Source organism: Cryobacterium sp. TMN-39-2 (assembly GCF_004402745.1).
GTDB lineage: Bacteria > Actinomycetota > Actinomycetes > Actinomycetales > Microbacteriaceae > Cryobacterium > Cryobacterium zongtaii.
The window spans coordinates 37,402-56,867 of record NZ_SOFX01000047.1 but is presented as its reverse complement, the minus strand read 5'-3'; the positions used below and the strand labels follow the sequence as shown (position 1 = coordinate 56,867).

General features: G+C 67.9%; 18 protein-coding genes and 1 pseudogene. 2 read left to right on the top strand and 17 right to left on the bottom strand.

Translation table 11 applies throughout. The annotated features are described in order from the left end of the window. Positions 1-10 precede the first annotated feature (10 nt). The 3 genes and pseudogenes from E3O57_RS18055 to E3O57_RS18045 form a co-directional block, all read right to left on the bottom strand. A complete protein-coding gene (locus tag E3O57_RS18055; RefSeq protein ID WP_103480013.1) occupies positions 11-874 on the bottom strand; it encodes an endonuclease/exonuclease/phosphatase family protein in 864 nt (287 codons plus the stop codon). Positions 875-955: 81 nt separating this feature from the next. Beyond that, the gene (locus E3O57_RS18050; RefSeq protein ID WP_103480012.1) at positions 956-1,999 is read right to left on the bottom strand and encodes an LLM class flavin-dependent oxidoreductase; all 1,044 of its coding nucleotides are present in this window, start codon (positions 1,997-1,999) and stop codon (positions 956-958) included. A gap of 167 nt (positions 2,000-2,166) precedes the next feature. Next, positions 2,167-2,823 (bottom strand): annotated as a pseudogene (locus E3O57_RS18045) (NADPH-dependent F420 reductase); the annotation flags it as partial. Positions 2,824-2,955: 132 nt separating this feature from the next. Here E3O57_RS18045 and E3O57_RS18040 point away from each other — a divergent pair. Further along, positions 2,956-3,309 (top strand): helix-turn-helix domain-containing protein, encoded by a 354-nt coding sequence (locus E3O57_RS18040; RefSeq protein ID WP_241990495.1) that lies wholly within the window; start codon positions 2,956-2,958, stop codon positions 3,307-3,309. 17 nt (positions 3,310-3,326) lie between these two features. Here E3O57_RS18040 and E3O57_RS18035 read toward each other — a convergent pair whose 3' ends face one another. From E3O57_RS18035 to E3O57_RS17970, 14 genes are all read right to left on the bottom strand, one after another. Then, a complete protein-coding gene (locus E3O57_RS18035; RefSeq protein WP_103460236.1) occupies positions 3,327-3,740 on the bottom strand; it encodes a MauE/DoxX family redox-associated membrane protein in 414 nt (137 codons plus the stop codon). 38 nt (positions 3,741-3,778) lie between these two features. Beyond that, a complete protein-coding gene (locus E3O57_RS18030; RefSeq protein ID WP_133159846.1) occupies positions 3,779-4,537 on the bottom strand; it encodes a hypothetical protein in 759 nt (252 codons plus the stop codon). 79 nt (positions 4,538-4,616) lie between these two features. Beyond that, a complete protein-coding gene (locus E3O57_RS18025) occupies positions 4,617-5,471 on the bottom strand; it encodes an endonuclease/exonuclease/phosphatase family protein (RefSeq protein ID WP_103460238.1) in 855 nt (284 codons plus the stop codon). Positions 5,472-5,557: 86 nt separating this feature from the next. Then, positions 5,558-6,364, bottom strand: a complete 807-nt coding sequence (locus E3O57_RS18020) for a carbonic anhydrase (RefSeq protein WP_103480010.1) — start codon at positions 6,362-6,364, stop codon at positions 5,558-5,560. Positions 6,365-6,573: 209 nt separating this feature from the next. After that, positions 6,574-7,536, bottom strand: a complete 963-nt coding sequence (locus E3O57_RS18015) for a carbohydrate kinase (RefSeq protein WP_241990494.1) — start codon at positions 7,534-7,536, stop codon at positions 6,574-6,576. 11 nt (positions 7,537-7,547) lie between these two features. Further along, positions 7,548-8,543: a glycosyl hydrolase family 32 gene (locus tag E3O57_RS18010; protein WP_103460240.1), complete on the bottom strand. Its 996-nt coding sequence runs from the start codon at positions 8,541-8,543 to the stop codon at positions 7,548-7,550. A 9-nt stretch (positions 8,544-8,552) separates the two neighbouring features. Then, positions 8,553-9,344, bottom strand: coding sequence for a carbohydrate ABC transporter permease (locus tag E3O57_RS18005; protein WP_240632520.1), 792 nt, complete (start codon positions 9,342-9,344; stop codon positions 8,553-8,555). Positions 9,345-9,520: 176 nt separating this feature from the next. Then, complete coding sequence (locus tag E3O57_RS18000) at positions 9,521-10,474, bottom strand: carbohydrate ABC transporter permease (RefSeq protein ID WP_103480009.1); 954 nt, start codon at positions 10,472-10,474, stop codon at positions 9,521-9,523. Between the two features lie 56 nt (positions 10,475-10,530). Beyond that, a complete protein-coding gene (locus tag E3O57_RS17995; RefSeq protein WP_341476144.1) occupies positions 10,531-11,829 on the bottom strand; it encodes an extracellular solute-binding protein in 1,299 nt (432 codons plus the stop codon). Between the two features lie 105 nt (positions 11,830-11,934). Next, a complete protein-coding gene (locus tag E3O57_RS17990; RefSeq protein WP_103460243.1) occupies positions 11,935-12,954 on the bottom strand; it encodes a LacI family DNA-binding transcriptional regulator in 1,020 nt (339 codons plus the stop codon). Positions 12,955-13,172: 218 nt separating this feature from the next. Further along, positions 13,173-14,879, bottom strand: coding sequence for an alpha-amylase family glycosyl hydrolase (locus E3O57_RS17985; RefSeq protein WP_103480007.1), 1,707 nt, complete (start codon positions 14,877-14,879; stop codon positions 13,173-13,175). A 79-nt stretch (positions 14,880-14,958) separates the two neighbouring features. Next, positions 14,959-15,882 carry a carbohydrate ABC transporter permease gene (locus E3O57_RS17980; RefSeq protein WP_165788000.1) on the bottom strand — a complete coding sequence of 308 codons (924 nt, stop codon included), beginning with the start codon at positions 15,880-15,882 and terminating at the stop codon, positions 14,959-14,961. Then, positions 15,882-16,769, bottom strand: a complete 888-nt coding sequence (locus E3O57_RS17975) for a carbohydrate ABC transporter permease (protein ID WP_103430860.1) — start codon at positions 16,767-16,769, stop codon at positions 15,882-15,884. Before E3O57_RS17975 ends, E3O57_RS17980 begins: the two co-directional genes overlap by 1 nt. A gap of 21 nt (positions 16,770-16,790) precedes the next feature. Next, entirely contained in the window at positions 16,791-18,056 is a 1,266-nt protein-coding gene (locus tag E3O57_RS17970) for an ABC transporter substrate-binding protein (protein WP_103430859.1), read from the bottom strand. Positions 18,057-18,185: 129 nt separating this feature from the next. Between E3O57_RS17970 and E3O57_RS17965 the strand changes: the two genes are divergently transcribed. Beyond that, positions 18,186-19,406, top strand: a complete 1,221-nt coding sequence (locus E3O57_RS17965; RefSeq protein WP_103480006.1) for an ROK family transcriptional regulator — start codon at positions 18,186-18,188, stop codon at positions 19,404-19,406. Positions 19,407-19,466 lie beyond the last annotated feature (60 nt).

Sequence of the window (19,466 nt, the reverse complement as noted above, 5' to 3'; positions counted from 1 at the left end):
GGCCAGCACACTAGCCGGATCGGCCGCCGGCAGTAGAGCTTGCCGGGCGCAGAACTGCCTGCACGGGCTCGTGGTCGGAGCCGGACCGACCGTCGAACCGTGCCGCGTTGATGCCCGTGCTCGCCACCTCGACGCCCGGCCCCACCAGGACGAAGTCGATGCGCGCCCCGCCCCGGCGCAGGCGCCGATAGCCCGAGAAGGTGCCCCACTGCGGGGTCAACCGTTCGGCGGCCGCCAGCCAGGCATCCCGGAGCGCACCCTCGCCAGTCAGCCGGCGGTAGACGAAGGAATCCACGGTGGCGTTGAGGTCGCCGGTGACCACGATTACGGCGTCGGGTTCCGCGGCGTGGGCGGAATTCACCAGGGTGATGATGAACGCCGCCGAGGTGAGCCGGGACCGCCAGGAGAGGTGGTCGAAGTGGGTGTTGAAGGCCAGCAGCCGGGCGCCGGTGGCGAGGTCGGTGAAATCGGCGGACACCACCACCCTGCTGGTGAGATTGCCCCAGGAGCGCGACCCGTGCACGTGCGGCGTGGCCGACAGCGCCCGTTGCTGCCAGGCGGTGAGCTGCAGGCGCCGGCTGTCGTAGAAGATCGGGTTGTGCTCGTCGCGCCCGGTGGCGTGCCGACCGCGGCCCACCCAGCGGTAGTGCGGGCCGAGGGCGGTGGCCACAAAATGCACCTGGTCCACCAGCGCCTCCTGCGCGCCGAGCAGTGTCGGCTGCTCGGCGACAAGCAGGCGCTTCAACAACAGCTTGCGGTTGTCCCACCGGTCGGCGCTGCCCCGCCGCAAAGTGGGCACCCGGCGACGGATGTTGTAGGTCATCACGTGCAGGTCGGGCGCGCTCACCGCACCGATCAGCGCCGCATCCGTCATGGGGCCCACGGTACCCGCGCGGTGGGGAAAGTGCGCCAGAGGAGGTGGCTGTCCGGTGGTTATCTCGCGGCTATGTGGCTGCTATTTGGCGGCGAGCAGCCGGGCCACGCGGGGCTTCACCTCGGTGGCCAGCAGGGTGAGCGACTCGTGCAGGTGCTCCGGCGGCAGACCGCCGAAGTCGCCCTGCAGGAAGTGCCGCATGTGGCCCAGGTAGCCGTGCAGGTGCACGATGCGCTCGGCGACGTCGTCGGGATCGCCCACGTAGTAGGCGCCGGGCGCCGCGACCTGGGCGTCGAACTGTCGGCGGTCGGGGGCGCCCCAACCGCGCAGCCGGCCCATCTCCACGTTGAGGGTGTGCCAACCGGGGTAGAACCGCTCCAGGGCCTCCGCCTTCGAGGGGGCGACCAGACCGAACGTGGCCACCGAAACCTTCACGTTCTCGGTGTGGTGCCCGGCCTGCGCGGCCGATCGGCGGTAGAGCTCCGTCAGCGGTGCGAACCGGTGCGGTTCGCCGCCGATGATGCCGTAGGAGACGGGTAGGCCCAGCCGTCCAGCCCGGGCTGACGACGCCGCGTTGCCTCCGGTGGCCAACCAGATCGGAAGCCGGCCGTTCACCGGGCGGGGCACCACGGCCAGGGCGTCGATCGCCGGGCGTACGCTGCCCGACCAGCTCACCGTCTCGGTGGGGCTGTTGTTGATGGTCATCAGCAGGTCGAGCTTCTCGGCGTAGAGCCTGTCGTAGTCGGCCAGGTCGTGTCCGAACAGCGGGAAGGTCTCGACGGAGGATCCTCGCCCCGCGGTGATCTCCACCCGGCCGCCGCCGGAGACGGCGTCGGCGGTGGCGAGCTGCTGGAATACCCGCACCGGGTCATCCGTGCTGATGATGCTCGCCGCGCTGCCGAGGATGATCCGGTCGGTCGCGGCGGCAGCGGCGGCGATGAGAGCACCGGGGGAAGACGCGGGCATGCTCACGGTGTGGTGTTCGCCGATGCCGAAGTAGTCCAGCCCCACCCGGTCGGCCAGGACGATGGCGTCGAAGAGGGTGCGGATGCCCTCCGCGGTGTTGCGGAAGCTGCCCTCGGGGTTCAGTGGGGTGTCGCCGAAGCTGTATGCGCCGATTTGCATGGGTCTGTCCGATGTCTGGTGGAACGGGGTGTCTGGTGGAACGGGGTGTCTGGTGGAACGGGGTGTCTGGTGGTGCGGGGTCTGGCGGAACGGGGAGCCTGCGGAACTGTGCCCGAACGGACATCTGCGCCCGGTGTGCCGGATGCAGATGTCCGCACCGGGAACAATTAGGCGGCGTCGTCCGCTGCGGCGGCGAACTCCAGCTCGGCCGTCAGCTCGGCCGCGGTGTGCCGGCCGCCGAACGCTGTCGAGCCCGGCTCGAACGCCGTCCCGGCCTCGAGCGGGCCGGCGTAGACGGCGTCGAAGCCGAACCGCTCGATGACCTCGGCCACGACGGATGCGGCCTGCGGTTCGCCCGCGATGGCCAGGGCGTGCCGGTCGGGATGCCCGGCCGGCCGGGCGTCGGTCTCCAGGTCGTGGTAGCCGATGTGGTTGAGGGTCTTCACCAGCCGGGCCGTGGCGAAGTGGTCGGCGACGATCTCGCTGCTTCCGCGGGGGTCGGTGGCGACCTCGGGGAGTTCGCCGTCGATGGGCTGCCAGTAGTTCATGGTGTCGATCACGATGGCGCCGGCCAGGGTGGCCGGGTCGACCGAGCGAAACTTGTGCATCGGCACGGCGAGCACCACGAGGTCGGCGGATGCGGCCACCTCCGCCGCCGACATCGCTGAGGCACCGGGGATGACGATGTCAACGATGAGCTGGATGTCGGCCGCGGGCCCGGATCCGGCGATGGTGACCGCGTAACCGGCCTTGAGCGCGGTGCGGGCGATGGCGGAGCCGACGCGGCCCGCCCCGAGGATGCCGATCGTGGTGACCATTGAGGGCCTTTCTGCGGGTGTTCACGGCGCCCGAATTCGCGCCGACATCCCACGATGCCAAACTCCGTCACCATTCGCCATCCGGAGGTAAGCTGCTAATCAATAGTTAGTGAGTCGGTCAGTAAGGAAGCGCAGCCAGTGAAACAAGACGTCAGCGAATCGACCTTCGCCCTCGACGAGGAAGAGTGCCGTCGGTTCCAGATCTCGGTGGAGTTGGCGGGCCGCAAGTGGAGCGCCGCGATACTGATGGCCGGCGCCCGGGGCGCTCGCCGCTTCTCCGAGTACCGCGCCCTCGTCGAAGGCATCTCAGACCGGGTGCTCGCCGCCCGGTTCAAGGAGCTCGAGCAGGAGGGCCTGATCGAGCGTGACGTGCAGCCCACGACGCCGGTGTCGATCAGCTACAGCCTGACGACGTCCGGCCGGCAGCTGATCTCGCTGCTGCATCCGCTGGTCACCTGGAGCCGCACCCGCCAGGGCACGGACACGCCGTAGCCGCCTCGCTGCCGCAACTACTTTGCGCGGCGCACCAACGCGGCCGTCGACCAGAGTGCCCAGGCGATCAGCAGCGGCTGTCCGAAGAGGCGGCCGATCCGCTTGGCGTCGGTGTCCAGCCCGAAGGCATCCTTGTGATGCACGGCCTGGGCGATGTTGCCGGGGAAGATCGCGGTGAAGAAGGCGGCGGCCAGCAGCCCGACCTTGCCGCGCAGGCCGGTCGGGGCGAACAGCAGCGCACTGCCGAGCGAGATCTCGGCGACTCCCGAGAGCAGCACCGTGGTGTCCTCGGGGAGCGGCACGAACTCCGGCACCTGTGCCCGAAAGTCGTCCCGCGCAAAGGTGAGGTGGCTGGTGCCGGCCAGGACCAGGATCGCGCCGAGCGCGATCCTGCCAGCGGTGCGGGCGGTGGAGGCGGGTGTGCTGGTCATGCGTGCTCCTTGTCGATACGTCATGGCCCGGTTCCGGGCTAGCGAATCCCGGCGATCCGCTCCAGGCCGGCGCGCAGGATGAGTTCTTCGGGGTCGGCGAGCAGGTGGTGGTTGAGGTAGAGCCCTTCCAGCCACTCGAGCACCTCTGCCTCGGGCAGGCCCACAGCGTCCCAGTCCACCCGGGGGCGGGCCGAGACGGCCGGCTGGCCGCTGGCCGGGTCGGTCCAGGCGGTGGCCAGGGGCAGGTCGGGCTCCTCGTGCTGCGCGTTCCAGAGCAGCGCGATCGGGTGGTTGGGCCCGTCGATGTGGTCGTGGCCCACGTGGCCGGCGCCCAGCCAGGGCAGCATCATCTGTTCGCCCTCGAGTTCGAGGTCGACGACCTCCAGCTGTGTCGGTTCGGGCGGGCTGGTGGCGTAGACGGTGAGGCCCAGCGCGCTCCACTCGGCAGCTTCGGCGGCATCCATGGTCAGTTCCTCGAGCAGCTCGCTGACATGACGCACGAACGGGCCGGCCCAGGCCAGCAGCTGCGCGGTATCGGCAGCCGGCCACGGGCTGATGTCACTGTCGACGCCGTCGACGTTGTGGAAGTGGTGCTCAATGCCCCGTTCCGACACGTCGAAGTGCAGCTCGCCCTCCTCGAAGCCGATGTAGATCGCGGCCCCGTCCTCGAGCCACTGCGCATCCAGCACCGGCAGGGCGAATCGCGTCGGCAGAGGGGGCGCCACCAGGGGCAGAACGCCGAGGTTGAGCACCGCGCAGAACTGCGTGTTGGGCAGGCGAAGGCTGGGGTCTGACACCGGTCTCATCTCCGTGGATCGTGGCGGGCGGGTGCCCATATCCAAGTATGGGGCAGGCTGCCGACTCCGGGCGATGCCCTCACGGCTGAGCCGGCGAGGTGCCGGCGCGCAACACCGCCTGCACAGGCTCGTGGTCGGAGGCCGCCAGGCCGTTGAACCGCATCGCGTTGATGCCGGTGCGCAGCACGGTCACACCTGGCCCGGCCAGGATGAAGTCGATGCGCTTGCCGCCGGGTGTCGGTCGTTTGTAGTGGCCGAAGGTGCCCCACTGCGGGGTGAGCCGATCGGCCGCCGCGAGCCAGGCGTCGCGCAGGGTGCCATCGATGGTCAGCCGCCGGTGCAGCGCCGAGTCCGCGTCGGCGTTGAAGTCGCCGGTCACCACGATCGCGGCGGCCGGCTCCGCACTCTGTGCCGCGCGCACCAGCCCCAACAGGGCGTCGGCGGCGCGCAGCCGGGAGCGCCAGGAGTGGTGGTCCAGGTGGGTGTTGAACGCGAGCACCCGCCCATTGGTAGCGAGATCGGTGAACTCGGCCGACACCAGCACCCGGCGCACCCGATTGCCCCAGGACCGGGAGCCGGGCACGTCCGGCGTGTCGGACAGTGCGCGTTGGGTCCAGTCGGTGAGCTCGAGGCGTCGGGAGTCGTAGAAGATGGTGCAGCGTTCGTCTCCTCCGTCGGCGTTGCGGCCCCGGCCCACGCCGCGGTAATGCGGCCCGAGGGCGCCGGCCAGCCATTCCACCTGGTCTGCCAGAGCCTCCTGCACGCCGAGCAGCGTGGGCTGCTCGGCGACCAGGATGCGCCGCACGAGCGGCTTGCGGCTCTCCCAGCGGTCAGGATTGCCGGGCAGCAGGTGGGCGAACCGCCGGCGGATGTTGAAGGTCATGACGTGCAGCTCGGGTGCGGCCACCGGGCCGATCAGTGCAACATCCGTCATCAGGCCAGCGTACGTCGTGTCCGACCCGCCAGTGCCGCGACCTGCGGCCCCGCACCTTCTAACGCGCAGCCTCTAACGCGCAGCCTCTACCCCGCGATCTCGACCTCCCCGGCCCCGCCCACCACGGTGCGGTCCCCAAGCGGCTGGGTCGGCCGGGCGTTGTGGTCGTGCGCGCCCGCGAGGGTGTCGATCTGCTCCGCCGACATCGAAATCGGTGTGCCCATCACCACCCACTGCACGTCCTCGGTGCACGGCGGGGTGGTCAGGCTGCCCGAGTACTCGTAGTTCTCCAGCGACGCCGGCAGAACGGCGGCCACATCCAGCGTCACCTCGTCCTCGTCGGCCAGGTGGCTGGCCGCCTCGATGAACGGCGTCAACGCGTCGGATGCCGCCCCCTCGGTCACCAGGATCCCGAGCACCAGCAGGTTGCCGTCCGCATCCGCGTGCACCAGGTGCAGCTCGGCCGCGGCGGGCTGTCCCGCCACGGTGTGCTCCGACGGCACGTGCGCGTGCAGTTGCTGCAGGCTGTAGTCATCGTCGGCGAACGTGAGGATCTCGCCCTCTCCGTCGGTCTCGATCTCCACGGCGTGGCCGCTGTCGAAGACGTCCCCCTCCGCTTCTTCGGCGCTCAGCTCGATGCTGGTGCTCGGTGCCGGAACGGCCGCCGGCAGGTCGATCGGGGACTGGTCCGTGCCGGCCTCGCAGGCCTGGAAAGCGTCGTCCAAGCCGGCCCAGGACTCCGGGCCGCTGTCTCCGTCGTACGACCAGTGGGCCGGCTCGGTCACTGGCCTCTCGGTCGGCGCAGTCTCGGCCGGAGCGGCCTGTGCGCAGCCGACAAGGGTGACGGCGGCCACCGTGAGAGCTGAAGCGGTGAGCCAGGATCGTGCGGACATGGGAACTCCTCGTACTGAGTGGACAACGCCACACCGAACATGTGGCGTGGCCGCCCTCTTGCGAGAGCCGCCTCCCCGAATGATCCTCTCGACGCGCACCGCCTGCCGCCGCTGCGCAGGGCCTTCCGACCTACCGCGCCGGGTTCCTTCCTCGTCGTGCAGTGAGCGCGCTGCTCGGGCTTTCGCCGCCGTGACCTACGCGCCGTGAACTACACAGCGGCGAGCTCGGCGCGGGTGGGCGGGTCGGCCCCGGGGCGAGACACCGTGACGGCGGCCGCCTCGGCGCTTCGCCGCATGATGCTCTCCAGTGCCCCCAGCGGCACGTCGCGGAGCGCCGCACGACGGTCGGCCCCGATCAGGTCCGCGTCGATCAGCCCGTCGACGAGAGCGCCCATGAAGGTGTCGCCCGCGCCGACGGTGTCGACCACCGTCACCCGGGGCGCCGACGTCCACACCCGTCCCTGAGCGGTGAGCGCGAACGCGCCCTCCCCACCCTGGGTGACCACCACCACGGCGGGCCCGGCGGTCAGCCAGGACGCGGCAGTGTCGGCGAGTTCGCCGTCGGGGTGTAGCCAGAGCAGGTCTTCGTCGCTGACTTTCACGACGTCGGCGAGGCGCACAAGCTGCTCCACGCGCGACCGGGCGGCCGCGGCATCGTCGATCAGCGCCGGCCGGATGTTCGGATCGAACGTGATGGTCGCCGTTGCGCGGCGGGCCTCTACCAGGCGTGCCACGTCGGACGCGCCCGGCTCGAGCACCGTGGCGATCGACCCGATGTGCAGCACATCGGCCGGGCCCGCCAGCGCCACATCCACGGCCCAGGCCAGGTCGAACTCGTAGGTGGCCGCCCCCGCGGCATCGAGCAGTGCCGTCGCGGTGGAGGTGTGCGCCCCTGTCGCGCTCCCCGCAGACACCTGTACCCCCGAGTCCTCGAGCCAGGTCCGCACCGCGTGGCCGCGGTCGTCCTCGCCCAGGCTGGTGAGCAGCTGCGGATGCCGGCCCAGCCGCCCCAGCGTCAGCGCCACGTTGGCGGGGCTGCCGCCGGGCGCCTCGTCCCGGGTGCCGTCGGCCCGTTGCACCAGGTCGATCAGTGCCTCGCCGACCACCAGCACTCGGCGCTCGGCCCGGTCGGCGCCGGTCGCCGCGGCGCCGCTCACAGCACCGCCGCTCACAGCACCGCCGCTCACAGCACCGCGGCGGCGAAGGCCGGCGCCTCGGCCGAGTCCAGCACCGGCCGGTGCACAAGCCCCCGCACCGGGTCGGCCGTGACCGGGATCGGGTCGCTGAGGGTGCCGACGAACTCGCCGTCGACGATGTTGATGAAGCCGAGCAGCACCCAGCCTCCGTCGGCATCCTGCAGCAGCCGGGCGGCGTAGAGGTCGGTGCGGTCGAACAGCACCGAGCCGGTGAAGTCCACCTGCTCCAGCCGTGCATCCACGGCCACGCTGTAGACGCCGCCCACCTCGCCGGCCGCCTGGCGCTCGGGCGAGAGCTCGGAGACACCGCAGCAGAACAGCAGGATCGGCACCCCGTCGACGATCTCGAACTGGAACACCTCGAGCTGGCCGAAGCCCTGGCCGGGCTGGCTGAGTGGCGGCTGCACCGTCCAATTGAGCAGGTCGGAGCTGGTGGCGTGGCCGAGCACGCCGCGCACCCGCGGGTCACCGGATGCCGCACGGGCGGTGATCAGCATCTGCCAGGTGCTCTCGCCGGGGAAGCGGAAGACCCACGGGTCGCGCCAGGCCTGGTCGTGCCAGACGGACAGGTCGAGCGTCTCGTAGAACGCCGGGTCGGCCTCCACGAGCGGCTCGGTCGACACCTTGGTCCAGGTGAGCAGATCGGGGGAGGTGGCGGCGCCGATGCGCTGCACCATGGTGTTCTCGGCGCGGGAGGTGCCGGTGTAGAGCATCCACCAGAGCCCGTCGTCGGCCTGGACCACCGAGCCGGTCCAGGTGGTGGCGTCGTCGAAGGCGGGGGCATCCGAGATGATCAGGGCGTCTTCAACGACGGTCCAGTTGGTGAGGTCGGTGCTGACGGCGTGGCCCACGATCGGGTGCCGGTGCCGGCGTTCGGGGTCTCCGAGGGCCTTGCTGGCGTGCAGGTAGTAGGCGTGCGTGAGACCGTCGACCTGAACGTACCAGGAGTCCCAGATCCACTTATCGGGCAGTTGGAGCGACATAAAACCGGCCTAACCTTTCACACCGCTGGACGCGATGCTGTTGACGAATGAGCGTTGGAAAGCGATGAACAGGGCCACCACGGGCAGCGTGATCAGCGTGGAGTACGCCATCACCTCGCCCCAGGAGACGTTGAGCTGGAAGAAGTACTGCACGCCCACCATCACCGGGCGCAGCTCCTCGGTTTGCACCACCATCAGCGGCCAGAGGTAGGAGTTCCAGGCGGGCAGGAAGGTGAGGATGGCGACGGTGGCGATGGCGGGGCCGGAGAGCGGCATCACCACCTGCCGGTAGATGCGGAACCAGCCGGCGCCGTCCATCCGGGCGGCCTCGTCGAGTTCCTTGGGGATCGATTCGAAGTACTGGTGGAACAGGTAGATCGAGAAGGCGTTGGCCACGAACGGGATGATCTGCACCTGGTAGGTGTCGATCCAGCCCTTGCTGAACATGAAGCCCAGCTCGGTCAGCTCGAACGAGGGCAGCTGGTTCACCCACCACACCAGCGGCAGCGCGAGGGTCTCGAACGGCACGATCAGGGTGGCGATGATCAGGGTGAGGATGACGGTCTTGCCGCGTACCCGCATCCGGCTCAGCGCGAACGCGGCGAGGCTGTTCACCAGGATGCCGGCGATGACGGTGATCGCCGAGATGCCGATCGAGTTGACCAGGAACCGGGCGGCGGGCACCCGGTCGAACACGGCGGCGTAGTTGTCCATCGAGATGTTGCCGATGGGCAGGAACGCGGCGATCGACGACAGGTCACCGAAGATCTGCTGGTCGGGCTTCAGCGACGAGACGAACATGAACAGGATCGGGAAGAGGAACAGCACGGCCAGGCCGATCCGGAGGATCCAGCCGCCGAGGCCGATCACGCGCTTCTTGCGGGCCGTCTTCTGGCCGAGCACCACGTGCGGGGCGGATGCCGGCGCGACGTCTGCGATGGCCGCTGGCGCTGTAGAGATGTGGGGAATCGCCATGATCAGGCCTTCTCTCTGCTGAGGAAGCGCTGCACGACGGAGATCAGCAGCACGATGACGAAGAACACGAGGGAGATCGCCGAGGCGTAGCCGGTCTCCTGCTGGGCGAAGCCGGATTCGACGGCTTCGTAGACCACGGTGGTGGTGGAGTTGAGCGGGCCGCCCTGGGTCATGACGCTGATCTGGGTGAACAGGCTCAGCGCCTGGATGGTGATGGTCACCAGGATCAGGCTGCGGGTGGCGGACAGGCCCGGCCAGGTGATGTACCTGAATCGCTGCCAGGGTGAGACGCCGTCGAGGTCGGCCGCTTCGTAGAGGTCGGCGGGGATGGTCTGCAGCCCGGAGAGCCAGATGATCATGTGGAAGCCCACGCCCTGCCAGACCGACATCAGGATGATCGCCGGCATCGAGGTGGTGGTGTCGTTCAGCCAGTCGGGCCCGGTGACCAGTCCCATCGTGACCCGGTCGATGATCACGTTGATCAGGCCGTCCTGGCGGTACATGAACAGCCAGAGCAGCGACACGACCACCATCGAGGTGACGACCGGGAGGAAGTACACGGTGCGGAAGAACGTGGTGCCGCGCACCTTCTTGTTCACCAGGATCGCCATAACGAGGGCGAGGCCGGCCTGCAGCGGCACGACGACCAGGGCGAAGTAGCCGACGTTGATCAGCGCGCGGAAGAATGCGGCATCCGCGAACAGCCTGACGAAGTTGTCGAGGCCGACGAAGGTGGCCGGGTAGGGCGAGATGAGCCGGGCGTTGGTGAACGCGAGCCCGAACGCGAGGATCGCGGGGACGAAGATGAACAGGGCCAGCAGCAGCACCGCGGGCGTGAGCATGGCCAGTCCGGCGAGGTTTTCGGTCTTGCTGGTGCGGTCCCGCTTGGGCCGGCTGGGCCGGGCCGGGCGGCCGGCGGCGGGGGCCGCCGGGGGTCGTTCGATCGTGCTGGTCATGAGAGTCTCCCTGAGCGAGGGCGGGGGCGCAGCGTCAGCCGCGCCCCCGCGGTCGACTACTTCTGCGTGTAACCGCCGTTGGACTTGATGTTGGCGTCGATGGCCGTGACCGCCGCGTCGAGGGTGTCTTGCGGGTCGCCGCCGTTGATGATGTCCTGGGTGGCCTTGGTGAACTCCGTCGCGATGAACGGGTACGCCGGGGTCTCGGGGCGGAGCACCGCGCTCTGGGCGGAGAACTCGCGGAAGATGGCGAGGTTGCCGCCCTCTTCGAAGCCGGGCACCAGGGCGGCGGCGGCATCCGTGGCGGGGATGGTGGCGGTGGCCACTGCGACCGCCGCGATGTTCTCGGGGGAGAGCGAGTAGGAGAGGTAGTCCATGGCTGCCTCCGTGTCGGCGCAACCGGTGGTCACGCCCCACTGCCAGGAGCCGCCGCCGATCTTGGTGCCTTCGCCGAGGTCGACGGAGGGCATCACGGCCAGGTCGTCGCCGAGCGCGGCGGCGTTGTTGGCGGCCGCCCAGCTGCCGCCGTACTGGATGGCGGTGACGTTGTTCTGGAAGTCGAGGGCGGAGTCGGCGCCGCTCTTGGTGGCGATGTAGCCGTCGGTGGCGAGGGACTGCATCCACTCGGCCCACTCGAGGGCCTCGGGACCGTTGAGAACGCCCTCGGCCGACTGGTACTCGTCACGCTCGATGAGGTCGCCGCCGAAGGACTGCAGCAGCGGGGAGAACGCGTAGGGGTACCACTCGCCGACATCGCCGGTGCCGATGTCGAGCGGGTTGGTCCAGGTGCCGGTGGCCTTGAGCTTCTCCAGGGCGTCACCGAACTCGGCCTGGGTCCACGGCTGGTCGATGGTGGCCTGGCGGATGCCGTTCTCGGCGAGCACCGACTTGCGGGCGAACATCGCCAGCGCCACGTCGTAGTAGCCCACCGAGTAGGTCTCGCCGTTCCAGATGCCCAGGGTGCTGGGCAGGTTCTCGTCCAGGTCCACGCTGAGGTCGAGCGGGGTGAGGTACTTGGCCCAGGCCCAGTTGGGCACGTTGGGGCCGTCGATGTCGACGATGCAGGGCAGCTTGCCGGATGCCGCGGCCGCGATGACCGAGTCGTTGTAGGAGGCCTGCGGGAACGCCTGCAGCTTCACCGTGGTCTTGTCCTGGCTCTCGTTGTAGCCGTCGACGATGGCCTGCACCGCGGCGAGCTCTTCGACGTTGCCGCCGTTGTGGGTCCAGACGGTCAGTTCGCCGTTGTTGCCATCGGAGCCGCCGCCAGCGGTGCCGCTGGCGCAACCGGCCATCGTGGCAACGAGACTCGTGGCGACTAAACTCGCTACGATCAGGCGCTTCTTTGCGTGTCGCATCTTCATTCCTTCTTATCGGTTGGGTTGGGGGTGTTTCGGCGGAGGCGCCGATCGTCGCGGCCGTTCCAGCGGTCGCGAAGTAGAGGAGGTCGGCTCGTCGCCGTGTTATCGCGGGGGCGGGCCGACTGACTGCCGCTGAACCAGTGGGCAGTGCATGCGGATCTGCTGCGGTGCCGACTCGGCGTCGCCGGCCAGTTCGGCCGCGAGCCGCTCGATGGCCCAGCGGCCCATCTCGTAGTGCGGCAGCGCAATGGAGGTCAGTCCGGGCAGCAGTGCGTCGGCCAGGACCTCGAAGTTGTCGATGCTCACGATGCTCAGGTCGTTTGGGATCGCCAGGCCGGCCAGCTGCGCCGCCTGGTACGCGCCCATGGCGATGCGGTCGTTGAAGCAGAACAGCGCGGTGGGCCGGTTGGGCTGGGCGAGCATCCGGCTGGCGGCGTCGCGGCCCGGTGCGGTCATCGACTCGCTCATGGTGACGAGGGACTCGTCGAAGGCGATGCCGTGTTCGGTCAGGGCGGCGCGGTACCCGGCCAGGCGGCCGCGGGTGGCGGGGATGTCGTCGATGTTGCCCAGGTAGCCGATGCGGCGGTGCCCGGCCTCGATGAGGTGCTCCATGGCCGTGTGGGCGGCGCCCTCCTCGTCGGGCACCACCGAGGACAGGTCGGTGCGGTCGCTGGATGCGTCGAGCAGCACGGTGGGGATGCCGCTCAGCGCTGCGGGAAGTTCAACGGCCTGGTGGTACATGCGGGCGTAGATGATGCCGTCGACCCGGTGCTGCAGCAGCGCTTCGATGCCGAGGTCTTCGACCTTGGAGTTGCGGTTGGAGTTGACGACCATGAGCACCTGGTCGTTGGCCGCGGCGGCTTCTTGAGCGCCGAGCAGAACGTTGCCGGCGTAGGGCGTGGTGGAGATCTCGTCGCTGACGAAGCCGATGATCTGCGAGCGCTTGCTGCGGAGGCCGCTGGCCAGCCGGTTGGGTGCGTAGTTGAGGCCCTCGGCCACCGACTTCACGCGTTCCCGGGTGGCGTCACTGAGCTGTCCGCCGCCGCTGAGCGAGTGCGACACGGTCGTCACGGAGACGCCGGCCGCGGCCGCGACCTCTCGAATTCCCACACGCTTGCTCATCGTTGAACCCATTCCCAAAAACGTTTTTGTTGATGTGGGTGAGAGCTTACATAAACGTTTTTGTGAATGTCAAGTGCGCAGGGCACAACATTCGATTTGATTGTGCAGGCGGTGGACCCGATGCGACGAACGGCCCCAGCCGGACCCCACTGCCCTCACCGTTCTGCGCGGTGAATTCAGGTCGGAGCTACGTCTGGGGCCGGCTAGGCGGCAGTGAATCAGTCGGTGCCGTGACTGCCGAACCACACAGTGGCCTCGCCCGGCAGCGAGCCCGCCTCGAGGGCGCGGCTGGCGAGCGCAACGTCGTCACGGTCGACCGGGTACGGCTCAGTGCCGAAGTTGGTCACGATCTCCCAACCGTTGGGCCGGCGGTAGCGCAGCACGTCCGAGCGCCCCGTGGGAATCCACTCAAGGTGCTCACCGGTCTGCAGCGTGCGCCGCAGCGAGAGGGCGCTGCGGTACAACTCGAGTGACGACAAGGGATCTGTGCTCTGTGCGGCAACGGAGTAGTCCCCGAACCACGCCGGTTGCGGCAGGTGCGACCCGCCGGTGCCGAAGCCGAACGCCGAACCCCCGTCGTGGCCGGTTTCCCACGGCAGGGGAACGCGGCAGCCGTCGCGGCCGAGGTCGGTGCCGGCGCTGCGGAAGAACGTGGGGTCCTGCCGGTCGCCCGCCGGGATCTCCGCGACCTCGTGGAGCCCGAGTTCCTCGCCCTGGTACAGGTAGCTTGAGCCGGGCAGGCCCAGCATGAACAGGGTCGCGGCGCGCGCTCGCCGCTCGCCGGCCGGCCGGTCGAGCACCGGCGTCACCCCGCCGGAGATCACCCAGTCGGCGCCGTGCTTGCGTGCCGGACGCCCGGAATCGTCCCGTGCAGGCTGCGGAAGTCCGTAACGGGTCGCATGCCGCACGACGTCGTGGTTCGACAGCACCCAGGTGCTCGACGAGCCTGACGTTTCCGCCAGGGTGAGGTTGTCGCGCACCACGGTCTCGAACTGGCCGGCGTCGAAGTCTGCTTCGAGTAGGTCGAAGTTGAAGGCCTGGCCCAGGCCATCGGGGCTGGCGTAGAGCGGCACCCGGGCCTTGTCCACCCAGGCCTCCGCCACCGCCGTGCGCGGCGGGTCGTAGGAATTGAACACCTGGCGCCACTCGGCGTAGACCTCGTGCACGTCGTCGCGGTCCACCATCGGATGCATGCCGTCCCGGGGGAGAGCATCCAACTGGGCTTGCGACGGCAGCGGCTCGGTGAGGTCCTTGGTGAGCATGTGGGCCACGTCGATCCTGAAGCCGTCGACTCCGCGGTCCGACCAGAACCGCAGGGTTGTCAGGAAGTCGGCGCGCACCTCGGGGTTGGACCAGTTGAGGTCGGGCTGCTCGATGGCGAAGTTGTGCAGGTACCACTGGCCGTCGGCCACCCGTTCCCACGATGAGCCCCCGAAGGCTGCGACCCAGTCGGTGGGCGGCAGCGCGCCATCCGGCCCGCTGCCCTCGCGGAAGATGTAGCGTTCCCGCGCAGACGACCCTCGACCGGAGGCGAGCGCTTCCTGGAACCAGGCGTGCTGGTCCGAGGTGTGATTGGGCACGATGTCGACGACGACTCGAATGCCGCGCGCGTGCAGGGCGTCGAGCATCGCGTCGAAGTCAGTCAGGGTGCCGAGTCGCGGATCGACGTTGCGGTAATCCGCCACGTCGTATCCGCCGTCAGCCAGCGCCGACGGGTAGAACGGACTCAGCCACACCGCATCAATGCCGAGGTCGTGCAGGTAGTCGGCTTTCGAGGTGATGCCGGGAAGGTCACCCAGACTGTCGCCGTTGGCGTCGGAAAAGCTACGGGGATAGATCTGGTAAACCGCGGCCTGGCGCCACCAGGGTGCCGGCTCGCTGATCGGATGCTGGGCGGGCGCCTGAGCGACGTCGACAATGCTCACGGGTTCTCCTTGTGGTCGAGGTTGGGTAGGGCTGAAGCGGTAGGGGTGGTCCTGGCGGGGTGGGAATTCGGGAGGGGCGTCAGCCCTTCACCGCGCCCTGCGTGACGCCTTCCATCACCCAACGCTGGGTGAAGAGGTAGACGATGATGGCGGGCGCCATCGCCATCAGGTACGAGGCGAAGGAGACGTTGTAGTTGTTGCTGAACTGGGTCTGGAAGATGCTCTGCACCACGGGCAGCGTCTGCAGCGCGGGGTTGGAGGTGATCAGCGACGGCATCATGAAGTCGTTCCAGGAGGCCAGGAAGGCGAAGATACCGACCGTGGCGCTCATCGGTGCCAGCAGGGGAAAGATCAGTCGCCAGAAGGTCTGCCAGGTGGTCGCGCCGTCGAGGCGAGCGCTTTCTTCCAGTTCGGACGGGATCGAGCGGAGGAAGGCCGTGAACAGCAGGATGCTGAAGCTCAGCTGGAACATGATGTGCAGGATCGTGACCCCGACGGGGTTGTCGAGCCCGAGCAACCCGGTCAACTGAATCTGCGGAAGCGCCACCACCGGGAACGGAATGAACATCGCCGCAAGCAGATAGAAGAACGAATAGCGAAACAGCTTGCGGTCCCAGTTGCGCGAGATCGCGTACGACGCCAGAGCGCCGAGCAGGACAGTTCCGATGACTGTTCCCGCCGTGACGACCACGGAGACGCCGAATGCCGCGGGGAAGTTCGTGAGATTCCACGCGGTGACGAATCCGTCCACGCTGAACGGGGCGGGCAGCGAGAAGGCATTGCCGTCGACAGCCTGCGCCTGGGTTTTGAACGCCATCGAGACGGTCACGTAGAGCGGAACGACGACCGTGATGGCGCATAACAGCAGCACGATCATGAGGGACATGCTGGGCTTGTTGCCGCGGCTCCGCACGGCCGAGGCGGGTCTGCGTCGCGCCTTGCCGTCCTCGAGTGTTGCGGTGGCTTCAATGCCCTCGGCGATGAGGGCAGGCTGCGTCGACATTAGATTGCGTTCCTTCCACGAGTGATCCGGAGCTGGAGCAGTGAGATCACCACGACGATGACGAAGAACATCGTTGCGTTGGCCATCTGGTAGGCGTAGTCGCCTCCGGTGAAGCCCGTGACGATTGTCATCGGGATGCTTCGGGTGGCGGTGCCCGGACCGCCGTTGGTAAGACCGACGATGACGTCGTAGGCATTGAGGAAGTTCTTGAAGCCGAGCAGCACGTTGATGATCACGTAGCCGACCACCAGCGGGAGCGTGATCCGCAGCAGCTGCTGCCACTTACTCGCGCCGTCCAGATCGGCCGCCTCGTAGACGTCCCCTGGTACGGCCAGGAGCCCTGCGATGTAGATGAGGAGCGTCCCTGGGATTGCCTGCCAGGCGGTGACGATGACGATGCCGATCCAGGCCAAATCCGGGTTGGCGAGGATGCTCTCGCTCAGGACGCCGATTCCGGTCGCCTGCCCGAACGCCGGGAGCGAATTGGAGAAGAGGAAGTTGAAGACGTAGGCGATGATGATGCCAGACACCACCATGGGGATCACGAACACCGTGCGGAGCGCTGTCTTCAGCCTGATCTTCGCCGTCAGGCCGACCGCGAGGAGAAAAGCGATCGCGTTCACGAGCACCACGGTGACGGCGGCGAAGCCGAAGGTGAAGAGGTAGCTCGACAGGATGGCGGGGTCGGAGAACATCGCGATGTAGTTGATCAGCCCAACGATCTCCCACTCGCCGAAACCGATCGAGTTGGTGAAGCTGAAGAAGATGCCGATGATGGCCGGCACCGTGATGGCGAGAGTGAAGAGCAGAAGACTCGGCACCAGAAAGGCGTAGTAGATGCCTTCAACCTTGCGCCTCGGACGCCGGGGCACAGTCGTCGTTGTCATGGCCAGTTCCTTATCTGTCGGCTAGCGGCGGAGCGCTAGTCGCGCCCAGTCGGCGTCGAGGGTTTTGAGGGTGCTCTCCACGCTGCTGCCCAGGGCGATGCCCTGCAGGTAGTTCTCCGTGGGAATGGTGAGTGGGATCGCTCGTGACGCTCCCTGGTAGAAGTCGGCGGCCTCGTAGTACTCCTTCATACCGACGATGCGCGGGTCGGTGACCGGCGCGGCATCGGTCGTGGTGCCGTAGCCGAGTTGAGCCGAGTTGTAGGCATCCATCACGTCCTGCTGAAAGAGATAGCTGAGGAACTCGCGGGCGGCTTCCTGATGCTCCGACGCCTCGGGGATCCAGGCCGCGAGGTCGATGTTCACCCGCACCTGAAGGTCTTCGGGGTCGTCCGTCATCGGCAGGGGGAAGGTTCCGAGTTCCAGGTCGGGGGACGTCTTCGCGATCTCGCCGAGGGCCCACGGTCCCTGCAGGTACATCGCCGCTTCTCCCTTGGCGAAGGCGAGGTTGCCGTCGCCGTAGCCCTTGCTCGCCGCATTCGCGTTGGCATAATTGTCGATGAGCAGCTTCATCCGGTCGACGGGGTCGGCGAGTGTCTTCTGGAACGAGACCGGCGACTCTGGACCGACCTCGGTGCCGAGCTCGTTCATCTCCTCGTAGAAGTCGGCCACGTCGACCTCGCCACCGACGGTGTAGTCGAACCAGCCCTGCGCCACGGTCCACGGATCCTTGAAGGTGCCGTAGAACGGGGTGATCCCCGCGGCCTTGAGCTGGTCGCACACGGCGATCAGCTCGTCATAGGTCTCGGGGACCTCGAGTCCCTGTTGCTCGAACATCTCGGTGTTGTAGATGACGGATGCCGCCATCACGGAATACGGCAGAACACTGGTGCGACCCGGGTAGGTGGCGTACTGGCCGACGAGGTCTTGAACCTCGGGAAGGATGCGCTCCGCTTCTGGCATGTCGGACAGGTCGCTCAGGGCGCCACGTTCCATGAAGCGGGCCATCTCCATGTTGTAGTTGAGCAGACCCAGGTCGGGCGGGTTGCCGCGGAGGAACCCGGCCTGCAGGTTGGACGACGCGTCGAGGATGACCTCGACGTCATCCTGCGAGGCGTTGTATTCCTTGATCAGTTCCCGGAAGTACGGGATCGCTTCGGGCTTCGTGAGGTGAAAGCTCACGGTCTCGGGTGCATCGCCTGGCGCGCAGCCCGTGAGCGTTGCCCCAGCCAGCAGCAGACCAAGGGAAGCAGCGAGCACCCTGGGTGTGCGGCGAGTGGTTCGGTCCACGTCATCGTCCTTTCAAAAACCGTCATTGGTCATCATTCGATTAGTTGGACTATTAGATTTAGCTATCAAATCAATAGGACTGCCACAATAATGCAACAAAGGAATATGAGAGTCAAGAGGTTTTTCGCCATGTTGAACGCCGTCGTCCCGGAGTCACGCGCCAGCCTGCACGCGATGCTCGACTTCGCCTGGGCCGCCGGCGCCTTCGTCAGCACCGACGCCATGGAGGCGACCGGGCTGACGCGGTCAACGGCCATCGCTGCGCTCGACGAGCTCATCAACTTCGGCCTGCTTCGCGAATTACCCAACTCCCGCGCCGTCGGCCAGTACAGCAAGGGGCGGCCAGCGCGCCGATTCGAACTGAGGCCCGAGGCCGCCGTGGTCATCGGCATGGATGCGGGCCGATCGCATCTCACCACGACAGTGGCCGACCTTCGCGGTGTGCCACTCGCCCAAGAAACCACTGAGTTGACCGCCGCGAATGAGGGCACCCACGAGCGCCGAGCCGCCGTGGTCGCCGCCATCGACTCGGCGTTGATCGCTGCGGGTCGCTCCCGCACCGAAGTGCTCGCCGCCTGTGTCGGAGTTCCGTCGCCGGTGGACTCTCACGGCAGGTCGCCCGAGCAGCGTGAGGGCTTCTGGCGCCGTATGAACCCGGACCTGCGCGAGCTGCTCGAGGAATGGGTGCCGATCGTGAGGGTTGAGAACGATGCGTCCCTTGCCGCAGTGGCCGAGGGTGCGACCGGAGCTGCCGTCGGGCTGGAGAACTTTGTGGTTTTGCTGGCCGGTGACCGCTTGGGCGCCGGCGTGGTCGTCGACGGGCATCTGCTGAGAGGCGCGCACGGCGGCGTCGGTGAGATGAAGGCGTTCGACTTCGTATTCGGAGTCGAGTCGGCTGCGGGAATCGGCCTGAAACTCACCGACTGGGTGGTGCAGGCTGCAACCTCCGGCCACATCCCGCCGGGGCATCCACTGACCGACATTCCCACCGAGCAGCTCACCGGTCGCGCCGTCCTGGATCTGGCCCGGCAGGGGGACCCGTGGTCCAGAGGTCTGGTTGAACGTGCGGGAGCCTTGCTGGCCCGTGTCACGGCGGTCTTCGGCAGCCTCTACGATCCCGAACGGGTGATCGTGTCTGGGGCGGTAGCGGATGGACTCGCCGAGGTGATCGAGGTGGCGCGTGCTCGGTTGCCAACCGAGTTGGACCTCCCCGCGCCCGATCTGAGGCAATCATTGCTCGGCGCATCCGCGGTCGCCACCGGAGCGGTGTCGGCTGCGCTCGAGGCGGCCCGTACGGACGTCCTCCGGCTCAGCGCCGAGGAGCTCCGCTGGCGCGAAGCGGCCAGCTAGGGCTTTCGTGTAGGGCCCTCGAATTAGGCGCCGCCGACGGTGCCGGCTCGTGCACCCATA